This window comes from Achromobacter sp. UMC46 (assembly GCF_014170335.1).
In the GTDB taxonomy this organism is placed as follows: Bacteria; Pseudomonadota; Gammaproteobacteria; order Burkholderiales; family Burkholderiaceae_B; genus Achromobacter.
Map to the genome: position 1 here is coordinate 56,510 of NZ_LZZS01000026.1, position 20,741 is coordinate 77,250.

16 protein-coding genes are annotated in these 20,741 nt (G+C 67.9%); 6 read left to right on the forward strand and 10 right to left on the reverse strand.

Annotated elements, in window-relative coordinates:
- Positions 1–331 precede the first annotated feature (331 nt).
- From A9973_RS18580 to A9973_RS18590, 3 genes are read left to right on the forward strand one after another with little or no spacing between them, the layout of a single operon-like run.
- On the forward strand, positions 332–946 hold the full coding sequence (locus A9973_RS18580; protein ID WP_183015181.1) for a TetR/AcrR family transcriptional regulator: 615 nt from the start codon (positions 332–334) through the stop codon (positions 944–946).
- Complete coding sequence (locus tag A9973_RS18585; RefSeq protein ID WP_183015182.1) at positions 943–1,386, forward strand: PaaI family thioesterase; 444 nt, start codon at positions 943–945, stop codon at positions 1,384–1,386. Before A9973_RS18580 ends, A9973_RS18585 begins: the two co-directional genes overlap by 4 nt.
- Positions 1,383–1,811 carry an NAD(P)-binding domain-containing protein gene (locus A9973_RS18590; RefSeq protein ID WP_183015183.1) on the forward strand — a complete coding sequence of 143 codons (429 nt, stop codon included), beginning with the start codon at positions 1,383–1,385 and terminating at the stop codon, positions 1,809–1,811. The genes A9973_RS18585 and A9973_RS18590 overlap by 4 nt, the downstream gene beginning before the upstream one ends.
- Here A9973_RS18590 and A9973_RS18595 read toward each other — a convergent pair.
- From A9973_RS18595 to axyZ, 7 genes are all read right to left on the reverse strand, one after another.
- A complete protein-coding gene (locus A9973_RS18595; RefSeq protein WP_183015184.1) occupies positions 1,782–2,549 on the reverse strand; it encodes a phosphatase PAP2 family protein in 768 nt (255 codons plus the stop codon). The genes A9973_RS18590 and A9973_RS18595 overlap by 30 nt on opposite strands.
- Entirely contained in the window at positions 2,546–3,340 is a 795-nt protein-coding gene (locus A9973_RS18600) for a metallophosphoesterase (protein ID WP_183015185.1), read from the reverse strand. Before A9973_RS18600 ends, A9973_RS18595 begins: the two co-directional genes overlap by 4 nt.
- Positions 3,337–4,311 (reverse strand): diacylglycerol kinase family protein, encoded by a 975-nt coding sequence (locus A9973_RS18605; RefSeq protein WP_183015186.1) that lies wholly within the window; start codon positions 4,309–4,311, stop codon positions 3,337–3,339. The genes A9973_RS18600 and A9973_RS18605 overlap by 4 nt, the downstream gene beginning before the upstream one ends.
- Positions 4,312–4,464: 153 nt before the next feature.
- Positions 4,465–6,264 (reverse strand): gamma-glutamyltransferase family protein, encoded by a 1,800-nt coding sequence (locus A9973_RS18610; RefSeq protein WP_183015187.1) that lies wholly within the window; start codon positions 6,262–6,264, stop codon positions 4,465–4,467.
- 2 nt (positions 6,265–6,266) lie between these two features.
- Positions 6,267–7,769, reverse strand: coding sequence for an ABC transporter substrate-binding protein (locus A9973_RS18615; RefSeq protein WP_183015188.1), 1,503 nt, complete (start codon positions 7,767–7,769; stop codon positions 6,267–6,269).
- Between the two features lie 136 nt (positions 7,770–7,905).
- On the reverse strand, positions 7,906–8,802 hold the full coding sequence (locus A9973_RS18620; RefSeq protein WP_183015189.1) for a LysR family transcriptional regulator: 897 nt from the start codon (positions 8,800–8,802) through the stop codon (positions 7,906–7,908).
- 48 nt (positions 8,803–8,850) lie between these two features.
- Positions 8,851–9,489: a multidrug efflux transcriptional repressor AxyZ gene (axyZ, locus tag A9973_RS18625; protein ID WP_183015190.1), complete on the reverse strand. Its 639-nt coding sequence runs from the start codon at positions 9,487–9,489 to the stop codon at positions 8,851–8,853.
- A 245-nt stretch (positions 9,490–9,734) separates the two neighbouring features.
- Here axyZ and A9973_RS18630 point away from each other — a divergent pair, with 245 nt between their 5' ends.
- From A9973_RS18630 to oprZ, 3 genes are read left to right on the forward strand one after another with little or no spacing between them, the layout of a single operon-like run.
- On the forward strand, positions 9,735–10,904 hold the full coding sequence (locus A9973_RS18630) for a MexX/AxyX family multidrug efflux RND transporter periplasmic adaptor subunit (RefSeq protein ID WP_183015191.1): 1,170 nt from the start codon (positions 9,735–9,737) through the stop codon (positions 10,902–10,904).
- A 3-nt stretch (positions 10,905–10,907) separates the two neighbouring features.
- Positions 10,908–14,045 carry a multidrug efflux RND transporter permease subunit gene (locus tag A9973_RS18635; protein ID WP_183015192.1) on the forward strand — a complete coding sequence of 1,046 codons (3,138 nt, stop codon included), beginning with the start codon at positions 10,908–10,910 and terminating at the stop codon, positions 14,043–14,045.
- Positions 14,042–15,421, forward strand: coding sequence for a multidrug efflux RND transporter outer membrane subunit OprZ (oprZ, locus tag A9973_RS18640; RefSeq protein ID WP_183015193.1), 1,380 nt, complete (start codon positions 14,042–14,044; stop codon positions 15,419–15,421). Before A9973_RS18635 ends, oprZ begins: the two co-directional genes overlap by 4 nt.
- 20 nt (positions 15,422–15,441) lie before the next feature.
- Here oprZ and A9973_RS18645 read toward each other — a convergent pair whose 3' ends face one another.
- The 3 genes from A9973_RS18645 to A9973_RS18655 are packed head-to-tail and all read right to left on the reverse strand — an operon-like array spanning position 15,442 to position 20,726.
- Complete coding sequence (locus tag A9973_RS18645; RefSeq protein ID WP_183015194.1) at positions 15,442–16,101, reverse strand: metalloregulator ArsR/SmtB family transcription factor; 660 nt, start codon at positions 16,099–16,101, stop codon at positions 15,442–15,444.
- A gap of 55 nt (positions 16,102–16,156) precedes the next feature.
- A complete protein-coding gene (locus tag A9973_RS18650) occupies positions 16,157–17,608 on the reverse strand; it encodes an efflux transporter outer membrane subunit (protein WP_183015195.1) in 1,452 nt (483 codons plus the stop codon).
- 10 nt (positions 17,609–17,618) lie between these two features.
- Complete coding sequence (locus A9973_RS18655) at positions 17,619–20,726, reverse strand: MexW/MexI family multidrug efflux RND transporter permease subunit (RefSeq protein WP_183015196.1); 3,108 nt, start codon at positions 20,724–20,726, stop codon at positions 17,619–17,621.
- Positions 20,727–20,741: the final 15 nt, after the last annotated feature.

Consider the following 20,741-nt stretch of genomic DNA (forward strand, 5'->3'; position numbering starts at 1 on the left):
GTCAGAAAAGTGCAGGTTTGCGACACCCCTGTTGGGATCTTGCAACATCACGCGAACCTGCTGCCAAAGCTGCTAGGGCTAACCCTTAGTCAAACAGGTAAGCCCGTATCCATGCGACTTTCAGCCCTGCCCCTAATTATTTCTGGCATTTTAGCCTACCGCTTTCAATCGCCTTTCTTACCGTTTTCGCCGTGTTTTCAGCTGGAAACCCGGTTGCAGGACGAGGGAGCCGCCCCTGGGGCCCGACGACAGGGCAACCGTCTAATAACGTTGTTATTAATAAAAATCGCCGATATTATCGATTCCATCCCGTCGCCTCCGCCCTGCCCCAATGCCCTCCCCGACCGCCCGCACCGACCGCAATGAACGCCTCCACGCCCTGCGCCGCCAGTTGATCCTGGATGCAGCAGGGCGCGTGTTCGAACGGGACGGACTGGAAAAGACCACGATCCGGGCGATCGCCAAGGAGGCCGGCTGCACCACCGGCGCCATTTATCCCTGGTTCGCCGGCAAGGAAACGATCTACGGCGCCCTGCTGGACGAATCGCTGCAGCGGCTGCACGCGCATCTGGCCGACGCGGCCGCCACGGGCGATGCGCCGGCCGCCGCGCGCCGCGCCATCCGCGCCTTTTTCGGCTATTACGCCGAGCGGCAGACCGACTTTTCACTGGGCATGTATCTGTTCCAGGGGCTGGGGCCACGCGGCCTGGGCCGGGAAATGGACGAAAAGCTCAACGCCCGGCTGCGGCAATGCGTGGACCTGCTGGGCGTGGCCCTGGGCCGCACCAAAGGCTGGGACGCGCCCGCCGTGGAGGTCGAGCAGATGAATCTCTTCACCTACCTGATGGGGCTATTGCTGCTGTTGCACACCCATCGCCTGAAATCCCTGGGCCAGCACGCCGACGCGCTGCTGGACAACTATTGCCTCGCCCTGGAGCAACGATGACCGTAACCGCCCTGGCCGCCGACGCCGACGCCCCGCTGATCAGCCTTGCCGACTTCCACATCCTGCTGGCCGACCAGCATCCTTTTTCCCTGCTGCTGGGCATCGACATCCTGCGCATCGGCCGCGGCACGGCGCGCGCGGTGCTGCCCGCGCGGGACGCCCACCAGCGCCTGGGCGGCATCGTCGCGGGCCCCATGCTGATGGGCCTGGCAGACCTGACCATGTATGCCGCCGTGGTGGGCGCCACCGGCCAGGCGCATGCCGTCACGGCCAGCCTGACCATCAATTTCCTGCGCAAAAGCCCCGCCGGCGCGATTTACGCCGACGCCCGCCTGCTAAAGGTGGGGCGCCTGTCCGCCGGCGAAGTTATCCTGACCGGCGAAGGCTCGGACGAGCCCCTGGCCCATATCGTGAGCACGTGGTCCGTGCCGAAGCCATGAGCCAGCGCATCAGCATCTTGGGCATGGGCGGCACCGGGACGCTGGCCGCCCGGCGCCTGCTGGCGGCTGAACCGGACATCGCGCTGACCGTCTACGACATCGATCCCGAACGCTGCGAGGATTTCCGCGGTTCGGCGACGCTGGCCACCTCGGCCCGGGAAGCCCTGGCGGAATCGGACACCATCGTGCTGGCCTTGCCGCGCGAGCGCGAAATCGACCGCACGCTGGAGCGCTTCAGCGACGGCGAGGTCACGGCGCCCGTGGCGGGCAAGCAGATCATCGACCTGGCCCCTCCGCCCGGCGAACGGGCGCGCCGCCTGGGCCTGGCGATCGCCAGCGCGGGCGGCCGATACACCAGCTTGCCCGGACTGGCCGGGGAAGACGTCAGCGCGCGGCTACTGCGGGTCTTGCACTGCCCGGCGTGAGGTGCAGTAGCGTTCGGCCACCGCGACGCAAACCGACAGCCAGGCCAGACTGACGGCAAAACCCGCCAAGACGTCGCTGGCGAAATGAACCTGCAGCAGGATGCGGCTGAGCCCGATCGCCATGATCAGCGCCCCGGCGACCGCCACGCAGGGCCACCGCCAGGCGGGCGGCGCCAGGCGCCACACCAGATAGCAGGCCGTGCCGTACACCGCCATCGCGGCCGAGGCATGGCCGCTGGGGAAGCTCCACCCCGCCACCGTGGCGTAGCCGTGATCGTGTTCCGGCCGCACCCGTTCGAAGGTGTGCTTGAGCAGCGTGTTGATCGCCCCGCCCACGCCGGTGGCGATGGCGCAGAACGCCGCCAGCCGCCACCACCCCGTCCAAAGCAGATACAGCGTCATCAGCACGCTCAGCACCGTCAGGAAGTCGCGGTCGCCCAGATAGGTGAACCAGGACAGCACCCACAGCAGAGACGTGTCCATCGACATGCTCAAGGCAGCGGCCAGCGCGCCGTCGAACGCGACGATGCCGCCCTGGTGCCGCACCGCCATCGCCAGGCCCATGAACAGCAGCAGCAAGGCCAGCAGCCCCGACGCGTAGACCGCCTTGCAGCCCTGCCCCGTGCAACCGATGTAGGCGCGCAGGGTGAAGAACGCGGCGGCGCCCGCAAGCAGCGGCAACGCGATGAACAATTCCAAGGCATGAGAGGCCGCCCACGCCGCATACACGTCGGTCATGACAGCGTCACCAGGGTCTTGTCGACCGGCGCGAACGCGTGCGTGCCCGCCGCGTAGTCCCAGCGTTCGACGTGGCACATCTGTTCGCCGCCCTCGCCTTCGCGCGTGATCACATTCACGGAATTGGGCACGCTGCCCCGCACGCGGTGGGAGCAGGCCGTGCCCGCCTGGACGATCCAGCCCGCCGGCTGGCCGGCCGCGGCCAGCGGCAGCACATAAGGAAGATGGATGTGCCCACCCAGGATCAGGTCCACGCCCGCCTGCGCCCAGGCCGCCAGCGCGCGCTCGCGCCCGACGAGCAGATTGGACAGGTCGGATTCGACCTTGGCGCGCACGGGGTGATGCGCCACGACGACCCGCAGTTGGCCCGGACGGGCCTGGCGCAGCCGCTGCGCCACGCGGGCAATCTGCGCATCCGAGATTTCGCCGTCCTTGCGGCGGCGCGGCCGCGTCGTGTTCACGCCGATGGCGAGCAGGCCGGGGTTCTCGAACACAGGCTCCAGCACCGCGCCCAGCGCGCGCTTGTAGTTGCCGTAGGGGTTGAGCGCGCGCAGGAACACGTTGAACAACGGGATGTCGTGGTTGCCCGGCACGGCCAGCACCGGCAGCGACAGGCGTTCGATGAATTTGCGGGCGGCGGCGAACTGGCCGCGCCGCGCGCGCTGCGTGATGTCTCCGCTGAGCACGACCAGGTCCGGGTTCAGCGAGCGGGCCAGATCCAGCGCGGCTTCGACCACGGGTTTGCGCTCGGTGCCGAAATGCGTGTCGGACAGTTGAAGAATGCGCGTCATGAGCGGTCCAGGTACTGCGAGTCGGCCGGCACCACCAGCGGCAGCTTTTCGTCGGCCACCTTGAATTCCAGCGGCGTGTTCATCCAGGAGATTTCACCATCCATCGCCACCTTGACGCGGCTGCGCCCCCGGATATGCACCGTCAGGCGGTCGAAGGCGAAGCTGATCACGTGCTCGGCGTCGCCCAGGCGGCTGAACAGGCCCCGCACCAACAGGCCGTACAGCGCCAGCGTGCCGACCGGGCGCGCCGCCATCGCCATCAGGCGGCCGTGGTCCAGTTCCTGCGATTCGATGCCGATGTGTTCGAGTTGCAGCTTGTTGTTGCCGACCACCAGCGTGGGAGAACGCAGGTCGCGCGCCCGGCCCTCGTACTCCAGCTGCAGCCTGAGCTGGCGCGGTGCGCGCAGCAAGGTGACGATGCCCGACCACAGCGCCACCAGGCGGCTGCGGCCGAAACGCTGCTTATACGCTTCGCGGTCTTCCAGCAGTGTGGGATACAGGCCCAGGCTGGCGTTCACCAGGAACAGCCTGCCGTTCAGGTGCCCGACCTGCACGGGCTGCAGATGGCCTTGCAGGAAGCCGCGCAAGGCGACTTCGGTGTCTTGCGAGATGCCGTAGCTGCGGCCGAAGTAGTTGAACGTGCCCTGCGGCAGGATGCCGAAGGGCACGCCGCGGCCCAGCACCGTGCTGGCCACCGCGTTGAGCGTGCCGTCGCCCCCGGCGGCGATGACGGCGCCCTGCTCGTCCTGCGCGCGCTTGACGGCGGCCTGCGCCGTTTCGGTGAGCCGGGATGGATCATCGACGGGCATCAGCGTGTAACGCCGGCCCGCCTCGTCGAGGATGCCGCGGATGGTGTCCTGCAGGACCTGCGCGTCGCCGCGCCCCGATCCGGTGTTGAGGACGATGAAAAGCGGTTCTTGTCCCGTCAGGGATTGCGCCCCGGTGGCCGGGCGCTGCTGGGATGACGTCATGGGAGAAAGATAGCCCATGCCGGCAAATCGCCGCAAGGCAGCACCGCGCGGCCGGCCCGGCCAGCCGTGGCCGCAGGTGCGGGACGGCTGGTGCGGGCGGCCCGATGCGCGTGGCCGGCGAGGCCGCGCGCATCGGCTCGCCCGCAGAGGCGATTAGCGGCCGATGGCGTAGGCTTGCATCAGCCGCGGCGTCGCCGCCGCATGCAGCAGCCCGTCCTCGTCGCGCGAGGCTGCCGTCAGGCGGCCCACGGACCATTCAGGCACTTCCTCGATCTGGTGCCCGCGCTGGCGCAGGCCGTCGATGACCTCGGGGCCGAAGCTGGCTTCCACCGCCAGATGGCCGGGCTTTCGGTCGCGCGGGTAGAAGGACGTGGGGAAATGCATGGTGTGGGACATGGGCAGGTCGATGGCTTCCTGCAAGTTCAGCCCGTGATGCACATGGCGCAGGAAGAACAGCAGCTGCCACTGCTCCTGCTGGTCGCCGCCCGGCGTGCCGAACGCCAGATAGGGCTTGCCGTCGCGCAGCGCCAGCGAAGGCGTCAGCGTGGTGCGCGGACGCTTGCCCGGCGCCAGCGTGCCGGGCAGCCCCTCTTCCAGCCAGAACATCTGGGCTCGGGTGTTCAGGCCGAAGCCCAGTTCCGGGATGACCGGCGAAGACTGGAACCAGCCGCCCGACGGCGTGGCCGAGATCATGTTGCCCCAACGGTCGATGACGTCCACGTGCGTGGTGTCGCCGCGCTTGGCGGAGGCGCGCATGTCGGCCAGCGTGGGTTCGTTGGTGGCGCTGCCAGGCGCCGACACCTTGGACAGGCGCTCCAGCGTGTCCATGACGCGCGCGACCTGCGCCTCGAAGCCCGGCACCTGGCCGGGCAGCAGATCGTGCGAGGCGGATTCGCCGATCAACGCGCGGCGTTCCGCGTTGTAGTCGTCGGACAGCAGATGGGCCAGCGGCACGTCGATGAAGGCCGGATCGCCGTAGTAGGCCTCGCGGTCGGCGAACGCCAGCTTCATGGCTTCGGTGACGCGGTGGATGAATTCCACGCTGTTCGGGCCGACGCCTGCCAGATCCATGCCTTTCAGCAGCGCCAGCGTCTGCAGGAAGACCGGGCCCTGGCTCCAGGCGCCGGCCTTGGCGACCGTATAGCCGTGATAGTCGTAGGTCAGCGGCTTGTCGTAGCTGGCCGACCAGCCGGCCAGGTCGTCCGCCGTGATGACGCCCCGGTGGGTCGTGCCGCTTTCGTCCATGACGTCGGTGTTGCGCGCGAACTTATCGATCTCGTCGGCGATGAAGCCGCGGTAGAACGCGTCGCGGGCCGCTTCGATCTGGCGCTCGCGATCCGCGCCCGCGGCCTCGGCTTCCTTCAGCACGCGGGTCCAGGTGCGGGCCAGCGCCGGATTGCGGAACAGCTTGCGGGCTTCGGGCACCTTGCCGCCCGGCACGTAGACCTGGGCGGTGGTCGGCCAGTGCGTTTCGAAGAAGTCCTTCAGGCCGGCGATGGTGTTGGAAATGCGCGGCATCAGCGCATGGCCGTGCTCGGCGTAGTAGATGGCGGGCTCCAGCACGTCGCGCACGCGCATCGTGCCGTGGTCGCGCAGCAGCAGCATCCAGGCGTCGAACGCGCCCGGAATCACCGTTGCCAGCAAGCCGTTGCCGGGGATCAGCTTCAACCCTTCGGCGCGGTAGCGCTCAAGCGTGGCCGCGGCAGGCGTCGTGCCTTGGCCGCACAGCACCTCCACCTGGCCGGTGCGCGCCGAATAGAACACCGCGGGCACTTCGCCGGCCGGGCCGACCAGGTGCGGTTCGACCACCTGCAGCACGAACGCCGACGCCGCGCAGGCGTCGAACGCGTTGCCGCCTCGCTCCAGCAGCGACATGCCGGTTGCGCTGGCCAGCCAGTGGGTGGAGGTCACGACACCGAAGGTGCCGAGGATTTCCGGGCGGGTGGTGAACATGGCTACTTCCCCGTCGCCGTGACGCCCTTCAGGCGGATGAGGCCGTCGGGGTAGGCAACGAAATTCTCCAACTTCTTCTGTACGCCGAACGTCCACGGCAGGTAGAACAGGTAGATGATCGGGCGCTGTTCCTGCATGGCGGTCAGCACCTGGTCGTACATGGCGCGGCGCTTGGCCGTATCGGCTTCGGCGCGGGCGTCGTTCAGCAGCTTGTCCACGCCGGCGTCGCAGAACTTGCCGTCGTTCAGGTTTCCCTTGCAGCTGAGGTACTGGTGGATATTGCCGCTGGGATCGACGCGGCCCGACCAGCCGCTCTGGCCCACCTCGAAATCGCCGCGCGCCAGCGACGATTGCAGGGACGCGAACTCGACCGGACGCAGGGTGATGTCGAAGCCGGCTTCGGCGCCCATCGCCTGTACCAGTTCGAATACCTGCTGCATGGTCGTGTTGTTGCCGAAGGTGATCTCGAACTTGACGCGGTCGAAACCGGCTTCTTTCAAGAGCGCCTGGGCCTTCTTCGGGTCGCGGCCCTTGTGCTCGAAGGCGGTGTTGTAGGCGAAGCTGGCGGGCGGGAACGGCTGGTAGGCGGGCTGGAACATGCCTTCACCGATCACCTGGTTCAGCACGTCGCGGTCGATCGCAAGGTCAAGCGCCTGGCGCACGCGCTTGTCTTTGGCCAGCGGGTTGTTGGCGCGGGCGCCGTTGCCCAGGTTGATCGAGATCGACTGGAAGCCCAGGCCGGTCACCGGCGCCAGGCGCAGGTTGCGGTCGTCTTTCACGGCCTTGGCATCGCTGGGCGCCACGCGCTCGATGATGTCCAGGTCGCCCGCGCGCAGGTTGTTCAGGCGCACGGTGTTGTCCGGGATCGGTGTGAAGACCAGGCGGTCGAAGTGGTAGTTGGCGGCGTCCCAGTATTTGGGAAATTTATCGAGCACGATGCGGTCGTTCTGCACGCGCTCCTTGAACTGGTAGGGGCCCGAGCACACGGGCTTGCCGCCGGGATCCTTATCGAACGAGGCGGGCGACATCATCATGCCGGCGCGGTCAGACAGCTGCGACAGCAGCGAAGCGTCCGGCTCCGACAGGTTCAGCACGACGGTGCTGGCATCCGGCGCGTCGACGCTGGCGACGGTGGCCAGTTCGCTCTTGCGGTTGCTGTCGGGCAGCGTGCGGGCGCGGTCCAGGTTCGCTTTGACGGCGGCGGCGTTGACCGGCGTGCCGTCATGGAATACGGCATCGGTGCGCAGCTTGAACGTCAGCGACTTGTTGTCCGGGCTAATCGTCCAGGACTGCGCCAGCTGGGGCACGATCTTCAAGTCGGGGGTGATGTCGACGAGCTTGTCGCACAGCGAGGCGAAGACGATGCGGCCCACGAAGGTGCGCGCACGCGCCGGGTCCAGCACGTCCGGGTCGTCCTGCAGGCCGATCCGCAAGGTGGACTGGGCTTGGGCCAGTCCGCCCACCAGCATTCCCGCCATAGCCATGGCGGCGCAAATCTTACGCATGGATGTTCTCCCTCGATTCATTTTGTTGGATTCTGCGCCAAGCGCGCGGCGATTGTATAGAGCGCGGGCTGTCTGACAGCTAAACAGGAGACGGCGGCGGCCGCCTCGCGGACGCCACCCAGGTAGCACGCCCCGCTCAGGGCAGCCGACAGGGCGCCGAAAAATCCACCGCGGCGGCGACCGCGGCGCGCAGCCGGGCGACCAGCGCGCGCGTGTCGTCGCGCCGGTATTGGAACGCGTAGGGCAAGGCGGCCAGCGCCGGTTCGCCGGGCAGGACACGCAAGCTGCCTTCGGCGGCGAGCGCGTCGGCCCAGTGGCTGGGCAGCAGCCCGACGCCGGTCCCTTCGATCAGCAGGCCGGCGATCGCGCCCCAGTTGTTGCAGCAGAGGCGCACGCCACCGGCTTCGCGCCCGGCCAGCCAATCGTCGATGATGCGGGTCGTGCCCGCGCCGGCCGGCAGGGTCACCAGCGGCAGGCGCGCCAGCAGCGCCGTCGTCATGCGGGTTTCGCCGTCCAGCGCGGCGGGCGAGGCCACCCAGGAGAAACGCGCCTCGCCGATGGGCGTGGACGCGATGTTCGCGCGCGACGACCGCCCTGCGATGACGGCGAAATCCAGTTCGCCATCCGCCACGCGCTGCTCCAGCACCTGGCCGATGTCCACGTAAGGTTCCAGCACCAGGTCGGGATAGGCCGCCCGCACGCCGGCGATCAGGCGCGGCAGCCAGGTCAGCGCGGTCAGCTCGCCCACGCCGAAGCGGCAGCGGCCGCGCAGGCCCGGCGTTTCATTCATGGACGCGCGCACCCGGTCGGCCGCGGCCAGCAGTTCGCGGGCCTGCGGCACCAGCCGCTGGCCCGCGTCGGTCAGCGCGGCCTTGTGGCCGCTGCGGTCGAACAGCGCCTGGCCCAGCGCTTCCTCAAGCTCGGTGATGCGCTTGGACAGCGACGACACCGACAGGTGCAGGCGGCCGGCGGCCACGGCGAAGCTGGCGCAGGTGGCGGCCCAATAGAAGGCTTCGAGTTGCTTGAGGGTCATGCGGCGATTGTAGGGGGATGCGCCCGCGCCGGGTGGCCCGCCGATGGCTTACGCCAGCCGAGGCATCAGCAGATGGGGGGACAAGCGCAAGGTGTCGATCCCGGCGCGCAGCATGCGTTCGACGCTGGGCCAGATATCGCCCTTCAGGCGGTCGGACCAGCAGATGCTGTCGAACACGCCGTCCACCAGCGAATGCAGGTAGATGTTGGATAGCCGCACATCCAGCGCGGGCGGCAGGTCTTCGCGCTCGACCGCGACGCGCAGCAGTTTTTCGGACGTGCGCTGCGCGTAGCGTTCCCACAGGTCGCGGCGGCGCAGCAGCGGTGCATTCTCGTCGCTGCGCTCGCACTTCAGATACAGGATTTCCAGCACGCGCTGCATCGAGCCCTCTTCCGAGTAGATCCGGATGAACTGGCGCATGGAGGCATACAGCGATTCCAGGGCTTCGCCGTCGGTCGACACCTCGGTCAGGGACGCCGCTTCGCCCAATGCCCGGTCGCACATCGCGATGCAAACGTCGATCTTGTTCTTGTAATGGCCGTAGACGGCGCCCCGGGAGACCCCCGCGTGGTCCGCGATGTCGCTCATGGTGGTGCTGGCCACCCCTTTGGACAGGAACACGTGCTCTGCCGCATCCAGGATGCGGTCGCGGGTGCGTTGGGACTCTTCTTTCGTCTTGCGGGCCATGCAGGAAATCTCCATGAAAAAGGTTGAGGGAAGGCGCGGAAAAACAAACGGCGGCTCACCGGGACGGGAGCCGCCATTTCCACACTGTTAAGAAGTGTGCAGCCGCCAGCATACTTTCGAACAAGATAATCAATCAAGCATGACGGATTAAATGATAGACTCGCCTCCCACCGGGAAAACCCGCGCATTCCCGGCCTGGCATCACCCCCGCCCTTCCCACGGGCACACCACAACAACAATCAAAAATGAAGCAACGAGTCCCCTACAAAAAGCTCGCCTTTCTATCCGTATTGGTTCTTATTACCGCTTGCTCGAAGCAAGCGCCGGAAGAAGACGCCAAGGCGCCCGCCGAAATCGGCGTCATCATTGCCCGGGCCACGCCCATCGCCGTCACCACCGACCTGCCCGGCCGGCTGGAGCCCTATCGCGAGGCAGAAGTGCGCGCCCGGGTGGCCGGCATCGTCACCGAACGCCTGTATGAAGAGGGCCAGGACGTGGTCCGTGGCGCCGCGCTGTTCCAGATCGATCCGGCGCCCCTGCAGGCCGCGTACGACTCCGAGGCCGCCAACCTGGCGCGCGCCCAGGCCAGCCTGTCGGCCGCCGCCGACAAGCTGCGCCGGTATGCCGACCTGGTCGGCGACCGCGCCATCAGCGAACGCGACCATGCCGAAAGCGTGGCCGACGAACGCCAGGCGCGCGCGCAGGTCGCGCTGGCGCGTGCCAACCTGCAAAGCGCCAAGCTGCGCCTGGGGTATGCGCGCGTCACCTCGCCCATCGACGGCCGTGCCCGGCGCGCGCTGGTCACCGAGGGTGCGCTGGTGGGCGAAGGCCAGGCCACGCCGTTGACGGTCGTGCAGCAGCTCGACCCCATCTACGTGAACTTCGCCCAGCCCGCCGCCGAGGTGATGCAACTGCAGAAGCAGATCCGCGCCGGCGCGTTGCAAGGCGTGGCGCCGGATCAGGTCCGGGTGCGCCTGGTGCTGCCGGACGGGTCCGAATACGCGCAGGGCGGAACACTTTCGTTCGCGGACCTGGCGGTCGACCCCGGCACCGACAACGTGACGATGCGGGCGCTGTTCGGCAACCCGGGCCGCGACTTGCTGCCGGGCATGTACGTGCGCGTGCGGCTGGAACAGGCGATCAACCGCGACGCCTATCTGGTGCCGCGCGACGCGCTGCTGCGCACCGCCGAGGGCGCGCACCTGCTGGCGGCCGACGAGACCGGCGAGCTGCGCCGCGTTCCCGTCGCCGCGCACCGGCTGCAAGGGCCGAACTGGATCGTCACGCAAGGCCTGACTGGCGGCGAACGCATCGTCGTGGAGAACGCCGCCCAACTGGCCGCCGGCCAGAAGATCAAGCCCATTGAAAAACCGGCCCCCGGCGCGCAAGCCGCCACCGAGGGCAAGAAGGGATAAGCCATGGCGCGTTTCTTTATCGATCGCCCCGTCTTCGCGTGGGTGATCTCGTTGCTGATCATGCTGACCGGCATCCTGTCGATCCGCGCGCTGCCGGTTGCGCAATACCCGGACATCGCTCCGCCCGTCGTCAACATCGGCGCCAGCTACCCCGGCGCATCCGCCCAGGTGGTCGAAGAGGCCGTCACCGCCATCATCGAGCGCGAGATGAACGGCGCGCCCGGCCTGATGTACACCTCGTCCACCAGCGACTCCACCGGCTGGGCCAGCATCAATCTGACGTTCAAGCAGGGCACCGACCCGGACATCGCCGCCGTGGAAGTGCAGAACCGCCTGAAGGCGGTCGAGCCGCGCCTGCCCGAGTCGGTGCGGCGCGACGGCGTGCGCGTGGAAAAGGCGGCCGACAACATCCAGCTGGTGGTGTCCTTGAAGTCCGACGGGCGCCTGGACGACATCCAGCTGGGCGAACTGGCGGCCTCCAATGTGCTGCAGGCGCTGCGCCGCGTGGAAGGCGTGGGCAAGGTGCAGTCTTTCGGCGCGGAAGCGGCAATGCGCATCTGGCCCGATCCCGCCAAGCTGACGGCCCTGTCGCTGACGCCCGGCGATATCTCGCGCGCCGTGCGCGACCACAACGCGCGCATCACCATCGGCGAACTGGGCAACCAGGCCGTGCCGAAAAATGCGCCGCTGAACGCCAGCATCGTGGCCGGGGAATCCCTGCACACGCCCGAGCAATTCGCCAACATCCCGCTGCGCGCGCAGCCGGGCGGCGCCACGCTGCGCTTGAAGGACGTGGCGCGCGTAGAGCTGGGCGGCACCGACTACATGTACTTGTCGCGTGTAAACGGCATGACCGGAACCGGGCTGGGCATCAAGCTGGCGCCAGGATCGAACGCCGTGGAGACCACGCGCCGCATCCGCGCCACCATGGACGAACTGGCGCAGTACTTCCCGCCCGGCGTCACGTATGACCTGCCTTACGAGACGTCCACCTTCGTCGAGATATCGATCCAGAAAGTGCTGATGACGCTGCTGGAAGCGGTGGCCCTGGTGTTCTGCGTGATGTACCTGTTCATGCAGAACTTCCGCGCCACGCTCATCCCGACGCTGGTGGTGCCGGTGGCGCTGCTGGGCACGCTGGGCGTGATGCTGGCGCTGGGCTTCTCCATCAACGTGCTGACCATGTTCGGCATGGTGCTGGCCATCGGCATCCTGGTGGACGACGCGATCGTGGTGGTCGAGAACGTGGAACGCATCATGGCCGAGGAAGGCCTGACGGCGCACGACGCCACCGTGCGCGCCATGCGCCAGATCAGCGGCGCCATCATGGGCATCACCGTCGTGCTGGTGTCGGTATTCGTACCGATGGCCTTCTTCGACGGCGCGGTCGGCAACATCTACCGCCAGTTCGCGGTGACGCTGGCCGTATCGATCGCGTTCTCGGCCTTCCTGGCGCTGTCGCTGACGCCCGCGCTGTGCGCCACCCTGCTCAAGCCCGTGCCGGCCGGCCATCACGAAAAGCGCGGCTTCTTCGGCTGGTTCAACCGTGCCTTCGCGCGCCTGACCGACCGCTACACGGCCCGCGTGGCGGGCGTGCTGGCCCGGCCCGTACGCTTCGGGCTGGCCTATCTGGCCGTCATCGCCGCGGTGGCCTTCCTGTTCATCCGGCTGCCCTCTTCGTTCCTGCCCGATGAAGACCAGGGCAGTTTCATGGCCATGGTCATCCTGCCGCAAGGCACGCCTCAAAGCGACACGATGGCGCTGGTGAAGGACGTCGAACGCTACATGCTGGAGAACGAGCCGGTCGAATTCGTGTATTCGGTCAATGGCTTCAGCCTGTACGGCAGCGGGCCGAATTCGGCCATGTTCTTCGTGACGCTGAAGGACTGGAAGGAACGGCGCGGCGCCACCAAGCATGTGGACGCCGTCGTCGAGCGCATCAACGAAGCCTTTGCCGACCGCAAGAACGCCACCGTGCTTGCGCTGAATTCGCCGCCGCTTCCGGACCTGGGTTCCACCTCGGGCTTCGATTTCCGGCTGCAAGACCGCGCGGGCCTGGGCTATCAGGCCCTGACGCGGGCGCGCCAGCAATTGCTGGAGGCCGCCGCCGAGCATCCGGCGCTGAGCGAAGTGGTGTTCGCCGGCCAGGAAGAGGCGCCGCAGCTGCGGCTGGACATCGACCGCGACAAGGCGCAGGCGATGGGCGTGACGATGGACGAAATCAATACGGCGCTGGCCGTGATGTACGGGTCGGACTATATCGGCGACTTCATGCACAACGGCCAGGTGCGCCGCGTGACGGTGCAGGCCGACGGCAAGAGCCGCGTCGACGTGGACGACGTGTCCCGCCTGCATGTGCGCAACGTGCAAGGCCAGATGGTGCCGATTTCGGCGTTCACCACGTTGACCTGGACGATGGGCCCGCCGCAGCTCAGCCGCTACAACGGCTTTCCCACGTTCACGATCAACGGGTCGGCGGCAAAGGGGCACAGCAGCGGCGAAGCCATGCGCGCCATGGAGGAACTGGCCGCCGGATTGCCGCGCGGCATCGGCTTCGACTGGTCGGGCCAGTCGTATGAGGAACGCCTGTCCGGCAACCAGGCGGCCGCGCTCTTCGCCTTGTCGGTGCTGATCGTGTTCCTGGCGCTGGCCGCGCTGTATGAAAGCTGGTCCATCCCGCTGGCCGTGATCCTGGTAGTGCCGCTGGGCGTGATCGGCGCCGTGCTCGGGGTGACCTTGCGCGGCATGCCCAACGACATCTACTTCAAGGTGGGCCTGATCGCCACCATCGGCTTGTCGGCCAAGAACGCCATCCTGATCGTGGAGGTGGCCAAGGACCTCGTGCGCGACGGCCAGGGCCTTGTGTCCGCCACGCTGGAAGCCGCGCGGCTGCGGCTGCGGCCCATCGTGATGACCTCGCTGGCCTTCGGCGTGGGCGTGCTGCCGCTGGCGCTGGCCACCGGCGCGGCCTCGGGCGCGCAGGCGGCGATCGGCACCGGCGTGCTGGGCGGCATCATCACCGCGACGGCGCTGGCGATTTTCCTGGTGCCGCTGTTTTTCCTGATCGTGGGCCGCCTGTTCGGCGGGCGTGCCCGCCCCGCGCGCCCAACCGGCCGCGACCCTGTGGAGACCACGCCATGAAAGCCATGGCCATGCCCCTGTTGGCGGCAATGCTGGCGGGCTGCTCGCTGGCGCCCGTCCATGAACGCCCTGCCGCGCCCATCCCCGAGGCCTACGACACGCCCGCCCGGGACGGGCAGGCCGCCATGCCGCAAGACTGGCGCGCCTACTTCGACGACCCGGCGCTGCAAGCGTGGATCGAGGCCGCGTTGTGGAATAACCGCAACCTGCGCGTCGCGGCCTTGCGCATCCAGGAAGCACGCGCGCTATACGGCGTGCAGCAGGCCGACCGCCTGCCGGCCCTGGACGGCCGTGGCGAATTCAGCCGGGGCCGCAGCGTCGAGCCCGGGCAGGGCCCGCTGCCCGTGGCGAACCGCTACCGCGCGGCCGTCGGCATCACCGCGTTTGAATTGGACTTTTTCGGCCGCGTGAAAAGCTTGAGCGACGCGGCGCTGGAACGCTATCTGGCCACCGAAGAGGCGCACCGCGCCGCCACCTTGTCGCTGGTGGCGGAGACCGCCACGGCGGTGTTCAACCAGCGTTCGCTGGCCGAACAGCTGCGCCTGACCGACAGCACGCTGGCGCTGCGCGAAGCGACGCTGAAGATCACGCAGCGCCGCTACGACGCGGGGCTGGAAACCGCGATCGGGCTGCGCACCGCGCAGATGCTGGTGGAATCGTCGCGTGCCACGCATGCCGAACTCAGCCGCGAATACCGGCAAGCCGTCCATGCGCTGGGTCTGCTGGCGGGCGACTTCACGCTACCCGCCGGCACCGACGCGGTCTCGCTGGAAAACCAGAGCCTGACGCCGCTGGCGGCCGGCCTGCCGTCGACGCTGCTGACGCGCCGCCCCGACCTGCGCCAGGCCGAAAATACGCTGCGGGCCGCCAATGCCGACATCGGCGCCGCGCGGGCGGCGTTCTTCCCGTCGGTGCAGTTGACGACCGACATCGGCACCACCGCCGGCAGCTTCTCGGACCTGTTCGGATCGGGCACGGGCAACTGGGTGTTCGCGCCCACGCTGACGCTGCCCATCTTCAACGCGGGCCGCAACCGCGCCAACCTGTCGCTGGCTGAAACCCGCAAGGACATCGCGGTGGCGCAATATGAAGGCAGCATCCAGCTGGCCTTCCGCGAGGTGGCCGACGCGCTGTCCGCGCGCGACACCCTGCGCGCGCAGATCGACGCCCAGCGCAAGGTGCGCGACGCCGACCGCGACCGCCAGCGGCTGGCCGAACGGCGCTACGACCGCGGCGTGGCCGGTTATCTGGAGATGCTGGAAGCCCAGCGCAGCCTGTTCGAATCCGAACAGGAGTACATCCGGCTGCAGCAACGCCGGCTGGTCAACGCGGTGGAACTGTACAAGGCGCTGGGCGGGTGGGATACGCCGTCTTAGCCGGAGTTTGACCGGGAACCCTACCCCCGCGCGCTGACGCGATACGCGCAGCGGCGCGCGCCGGCCAGGATGTGCTCTTCCCGATCGACGTGCACGTCCGTGCCCAGCACTTGGCGGAACAGCTCCAGTTCGCTGCGGCAGAAACCCATACAGGCCTTGGCCGCCGAGCAGATCGGACAGTGGTTCTCAATGAACAGATAGTCCGCGCCGTCCTTGCGCAGTTCGGCCATATAGCCTTCCGACGAACGCACCTGCACCAGCCGTTCCAGCCGGCCGGCCAGGTCTTTGGCGCCCAGCATGGCCTGGTGGTAGCTGTTCAGCATGGCGGTTTCGCGCACCTGGATCAGCTTTTCCACGCCTTCGTCGCCGAACACCTGGCGCACCGCCCCGATCATCTGCACCGTCATTTCCGCGTGCGTGTCCGGGAAGCGGCCGTGGCCGGCTTCCGTCAGATGCCAGATCTGCGTGGGCCGGCCGCGCCCCGCGCTATGGCTTTCGGAATCGACCAGCCCGTCCGCATGCAGCCGCGTCATCTGCTGGCGCACCGCTTCGGCCGTCACGTCCATGGCTTTCGCGATGACCGCGATGGATTGCGGGCCGCGCGTCTTCAATGTCATGAGCACGCGGTCCGCTGGTTGATGCGGCGTCCAGGCGATGGGTTGGGACTGGCTGTCGGGCATGGGAATAACAAGACTCTTAGGATTTTTCCTATGGTGCCACGAACCGGAGCGGCGGTCAGCCGGCGGCCGGGGCTTCGGGTCCAACTTCCGGTCCGGCCTCCCAGCCCCCGCCCAGCGCCTTGTAAAGCGCGATGAGGCGGGTATAGGACTCGGTTTCGGCTACCGCCACGGCATCCTGGGCGCGCAAAAGCGTACGCTGCGCGTCCAGCACCGTCAAATACGGGGTGCTGCCTTCCCGGTAGCGCAACTGCGCCAGATCGGCCGCCCGGCGACTGTGCGCGGCGGCTTGGGCCAGGTTACCCAGACGCTGCTGCGTCTGGCCGAATTCGGTCAGCGCGGCTTCCAGCTCTTCCACCGCCCGCAGCACGGTCTGCTCGTAACGCGCCACTTCGCCCTCGGACCTGGCCACGGCCCCGCGCTTTCTGGCCAGCGCCGTCGGCAGGTGCAAGGCCGGCCAGTTCACGCCCGACGCCACGCTGAACGCGCGGCTGGACGACGAACCGAAATCCGCTCCGCGCAGCGCGACAAAGCCCAGGAAACCGCCCAGATCGAACCGGGGATAAAGTTCGGCGGTCGCCACGCCCACGTCCGCATTGGCGGCGGCCATGTTGCGTTCGGCCGCCAGGATGTCGGGGCGGCGCGCCAGCAAGGCGCCCACGTCGCCGATCGGCAGGCGCGCGGTCAACGGCGCCAGCGGCTGGCCCGCGTCGAGTTCGCCCAATTCCACGGGCCGCAGCCCGGCCAGCACCGCGATGCGGTACCGCGCCAGCCGTCTTGCCGTTTCCTGCACGGGCACGCTGGCCTGCACGGTTTCCAGTTCGGCCCGCGCGCTGGCCAGATCGCCCTCGTCGCCGCGGCCGGCCGAGACCATGGCCTGGGTCACGCGCAGGCTGTCGCGCTGGCTGTCCAGATTGGCGCGCGCCACGCCCAGCCGCTGTTCCGCGCCGCGCAGTTCGAAGTAGTTGCGCGCCACCTCGGCGGCGACCACGATGCGGGCCTGGGCCAGGTCCGCCGCCTGGGCCTCGCTGCGCGCCGCCGCCCCCTCGGCCGTCCGGCGCAGGCGGCCGAACAGGTCCAGCTCCCAGGTGGCGTCGAAGCCGGCCCGGTAGCTTTGAGCCAGATTGCGCTGCCCGGCCGCGCCGGCATTGGCTTGCGACAGGCTGCGCTCGTAGCGGCCGTCCAGCGTCACGGCGGGCAGCTGGTCCAGTTCTTTTTCGTCCAGCACCGCGCGGGACTCGGCCAGCCGCGCCTGGGCGATGCGGATATCGTGATTGCGGGACAGCGCCAGGCCGATCAACCGGTCCAGTTGCGGATCCTGCAATTGCCGCCACCAGTCCTGCTGCAATGGGTCCGTGGAAAACAGCGCCTGCTCCGGGCTGTCCAAGGCCACGGGCGCGGCCTGCGGCTTTTGGTAGTCCGGCCCGACGGCGCAACCGGCGGTGGCCAGGGCGGCCAGCAGCACGGCGAGGCCGCGGCGCAGGCGCTGGGAATGAAGGGAAGGGTTCATGATCGGTTCCTTAATGCGCGACGGCCGCGGGGGTGCCGGCGTCGGCGGCCTGCGCCGCCGCCAGTTCGCGGGCGCGCGGCGTATCGTTGGCCGCGCGGTGGTCGCGCGCGAAAACGGTGTAGACGGTCGGCAGCACGAACAGCGTGAACAGCGTGCCCACCAGCAGGCCCACCACGATGACAAGACCCAGGCTGTAGCGGCTGTGCGCGCCCGCGCCCGAGGCGAACAGCAGCGGGATCAGCCCCATCACCATCGCCGCCGTCGTCATCAGGATGGGGCGCAGGCGGATGCGGGCGGCCTGCTCCATCGCGGCACGCCGGTCCAGCCCGTGGCTGACCTGCATCTCGTTGGCGAACTCCACCATCAGGATGCCGTGCTTGCTGATCAGGCCGATCAGCGTCACCAGGCCGATCTGGGTATAGATGTTGACGGTGGCCATGCCCAGCGCCAGCGGGATCAGGGCGCCGCAGATCGACATGGGCACGCTGACCAGGATGATGAACGGGTCGCGCAGGCTTTCGTACTGCGCGGCCAGCACCAGGTAGATGACGATGATGGCGAAGATGAAGGTGATCATCAGCGCCGAGCCTTCCTGGCTGAACTGGCGCGCGTCCGACTGCCAGTCGTAGCTGAAGCCTGCGGGCAGTTGCTGGGCCTGCCGCGTCAGGAACTGCACCGCGTCGCCCATCGTGACACCCGGCATCGGGATGGCCTGGAAGGTGGCGGCGTTCAGCTGGTTGAACTGCGTCAGCGAATTGGGTTCGACCCCCATGGACACCGTCACCAGGTTGGACAGCGGCACCTGCGCGCCGCTGGCGCTCTTGACGTGGAACTGCGCCAGCGACGCGGGCGAGATGCGCTGTTCGCGCAGGCTCTGCGGAATCACGTCATAGGACCTGCCGTCCATGCCGAAGCGGTTGACGTAGTTCTCGCCCACCAGCACGGCCAGCGTGTCGCCGATGGCCTTCATGGTGACGCCCAGGCTGTTGGCCTTGGCGCGGTCCACCTTCAGCTGCACCACCGGATTGTTGTAGTCCAGATCGCTGTCCACGACCATGAACAGGCCGCTTTCGCGCGCCGCCTTCTTCAGGCTTTCCATGGATTCGTAGACCACCGGGTAGTCGGCCGCGCTCATCAGCACCATCTGCACGGGCAAGCCGCCCGTGGAACCCGGCAGCGACGGCAGCTGGAAGGCGAAGATGTTGCTGCCTTCGACCTGGTTGGCCATCGACTGCATGTCGGCCTGGATGGCGTCGGCCGAGCGCGTGCGGGCATCCCAGTCCACGAAGTCCACGCCGCCGATGCTGTTGGAGACCCCGTCCGATCCGTTGATCAGCCAGCGCCCTTTCTGTTCCGGCAAGGTCTTCATGACGTCGTCCCACTTCTTGCCGAACTTCTCCACGTAATCGATATTGGCCTGTTGCGGGGACTTGATCGCCGTCAGCACGGTGGACTGGTCTTCGACCGGCGCCAGTTCGCGCTGCGCCGCGTTGTACAGGAACGGCAGGCTGACCAGCACCCCCGTCGCGATCAGCCCGGTCACCCAGCGGTGATGCAGGGACACGTCCAGCACCCGGCCATAGGCTTCGCCCAGCCGTGCGAAAAAGCGCTCGGCGCGCTGCGCCATCCAGCCCTCCGACACGCGGCGGTTCAACAGGAAAGAGCTCATCACCGGCGACAGCGTCAGCGCGATCACGCCCGACACGACGACCGCCCCCGCCAGCGTGAAGGCGAATTCCTTGAACAGCGACCCCGTCAACCCGCCCATCAGCCCGATGGGCGCATAGACGGCCGCCAGCGTGATCGTCATGGCGATGACCGGCCCCGCCACTTCGCGCGCGCCGATCAGCGCCGCCCGCACGGGCGACTTGCCCTCTTCGATATGGCGATGCACGTTCTCCACCACCACGATCGCGTCGTCCACCACCAGGCCGATGGCCAGCACCATCGCCAGCAAGGTCAGCAGGTTCACGCTGAAGCCGAACAGCGCCATGATGGCCGCCCCGCCCAGCATGGACAGCGGGATGGTAATGACCGGAATCAGCACGGCGCGCAGCGATCCCAGGCACAGGAAGATCACCGCCACCACGATGGCGACCGCTTCCAGCAGCGTGTGCATCACGCCGTCGATGGACGCGCTGATGAAGCGGGCCAGCTCGAACGGCACCTGCACGCTGGTGCCCGGCGGCAGGTTCTGCTTGATGTTGGGCAACAGCTCGTTCAGCCGCTTGACGATGACGAGCGGGTTGCCGACCGGCGTAGCGTTCAGGCCGAAGTACACGGCCGGTTCGCCGTCCATCAGGCCGCTGGAATCGGTGGACGCCGCGCCCAGTTCCACGGTGGCGACATCGCCCAGCCGCACGATGGCGTCGCCGTCGCGCTTGACCACCAGGTCGCGGAATTCGGCCACGTTCACAAGATCGGTATTGACCTGGATGTTGGACACCACGTACAGCCCCTTGGCCTGGCCCGGCGCGGCCTGCACGTTGTTATCGCGCAGCGCCTGGGCCAGTTCGCCAGCGGAAATGCCGCGCGCGGCCATCCGGTTGGGGTCCAGCCAGACGCGCATGGCCAGCTTCTGGCCGCCGTAGAGCTCGACGCTTGCCACGCCGTCGATCGAAGACAGCTGCGGCTGGACCACCCGCGACAGGTAGTCGGTCAGCGCCGCCAACGACAGGGTGGTGCTGGAGAATCCCACGTAGGCCACGGCCGTCGCCTCGCCCGCGGACTTGACCAGCACGGGGTCGTACACGTCTTGCGGCAAGCGGTACTTGACCTCGTTGACCTTGGCCATGACCTCGGTCATGGCCTTGTTGGAGTCGGCGTTCAGCTTCATCCGGACCGTAATGACGCTGCGGCCCTGCGTGGATGAGGACGACAGGTAGTCGATGCCTTCCACCGTGGCCACCGATTGCGCGATGGGCTGCGTGACGAAGCCCTGCATCAGGTCGGGTGACGCGCCTGGATACTGGGTGGTGATGGTGATGGTGGTGCTTTCGGTCAGCGGGTACTGCCGCACGGGCAGGCCACTCAGCGCCTTGATGCCCAACAACAGGATCAGCGTGCTGACCACCAGGGCCAGCACGGGCCGGCGGACGAAAAGGTCGGTGAATCTCATGATTGCCTCCTTCCC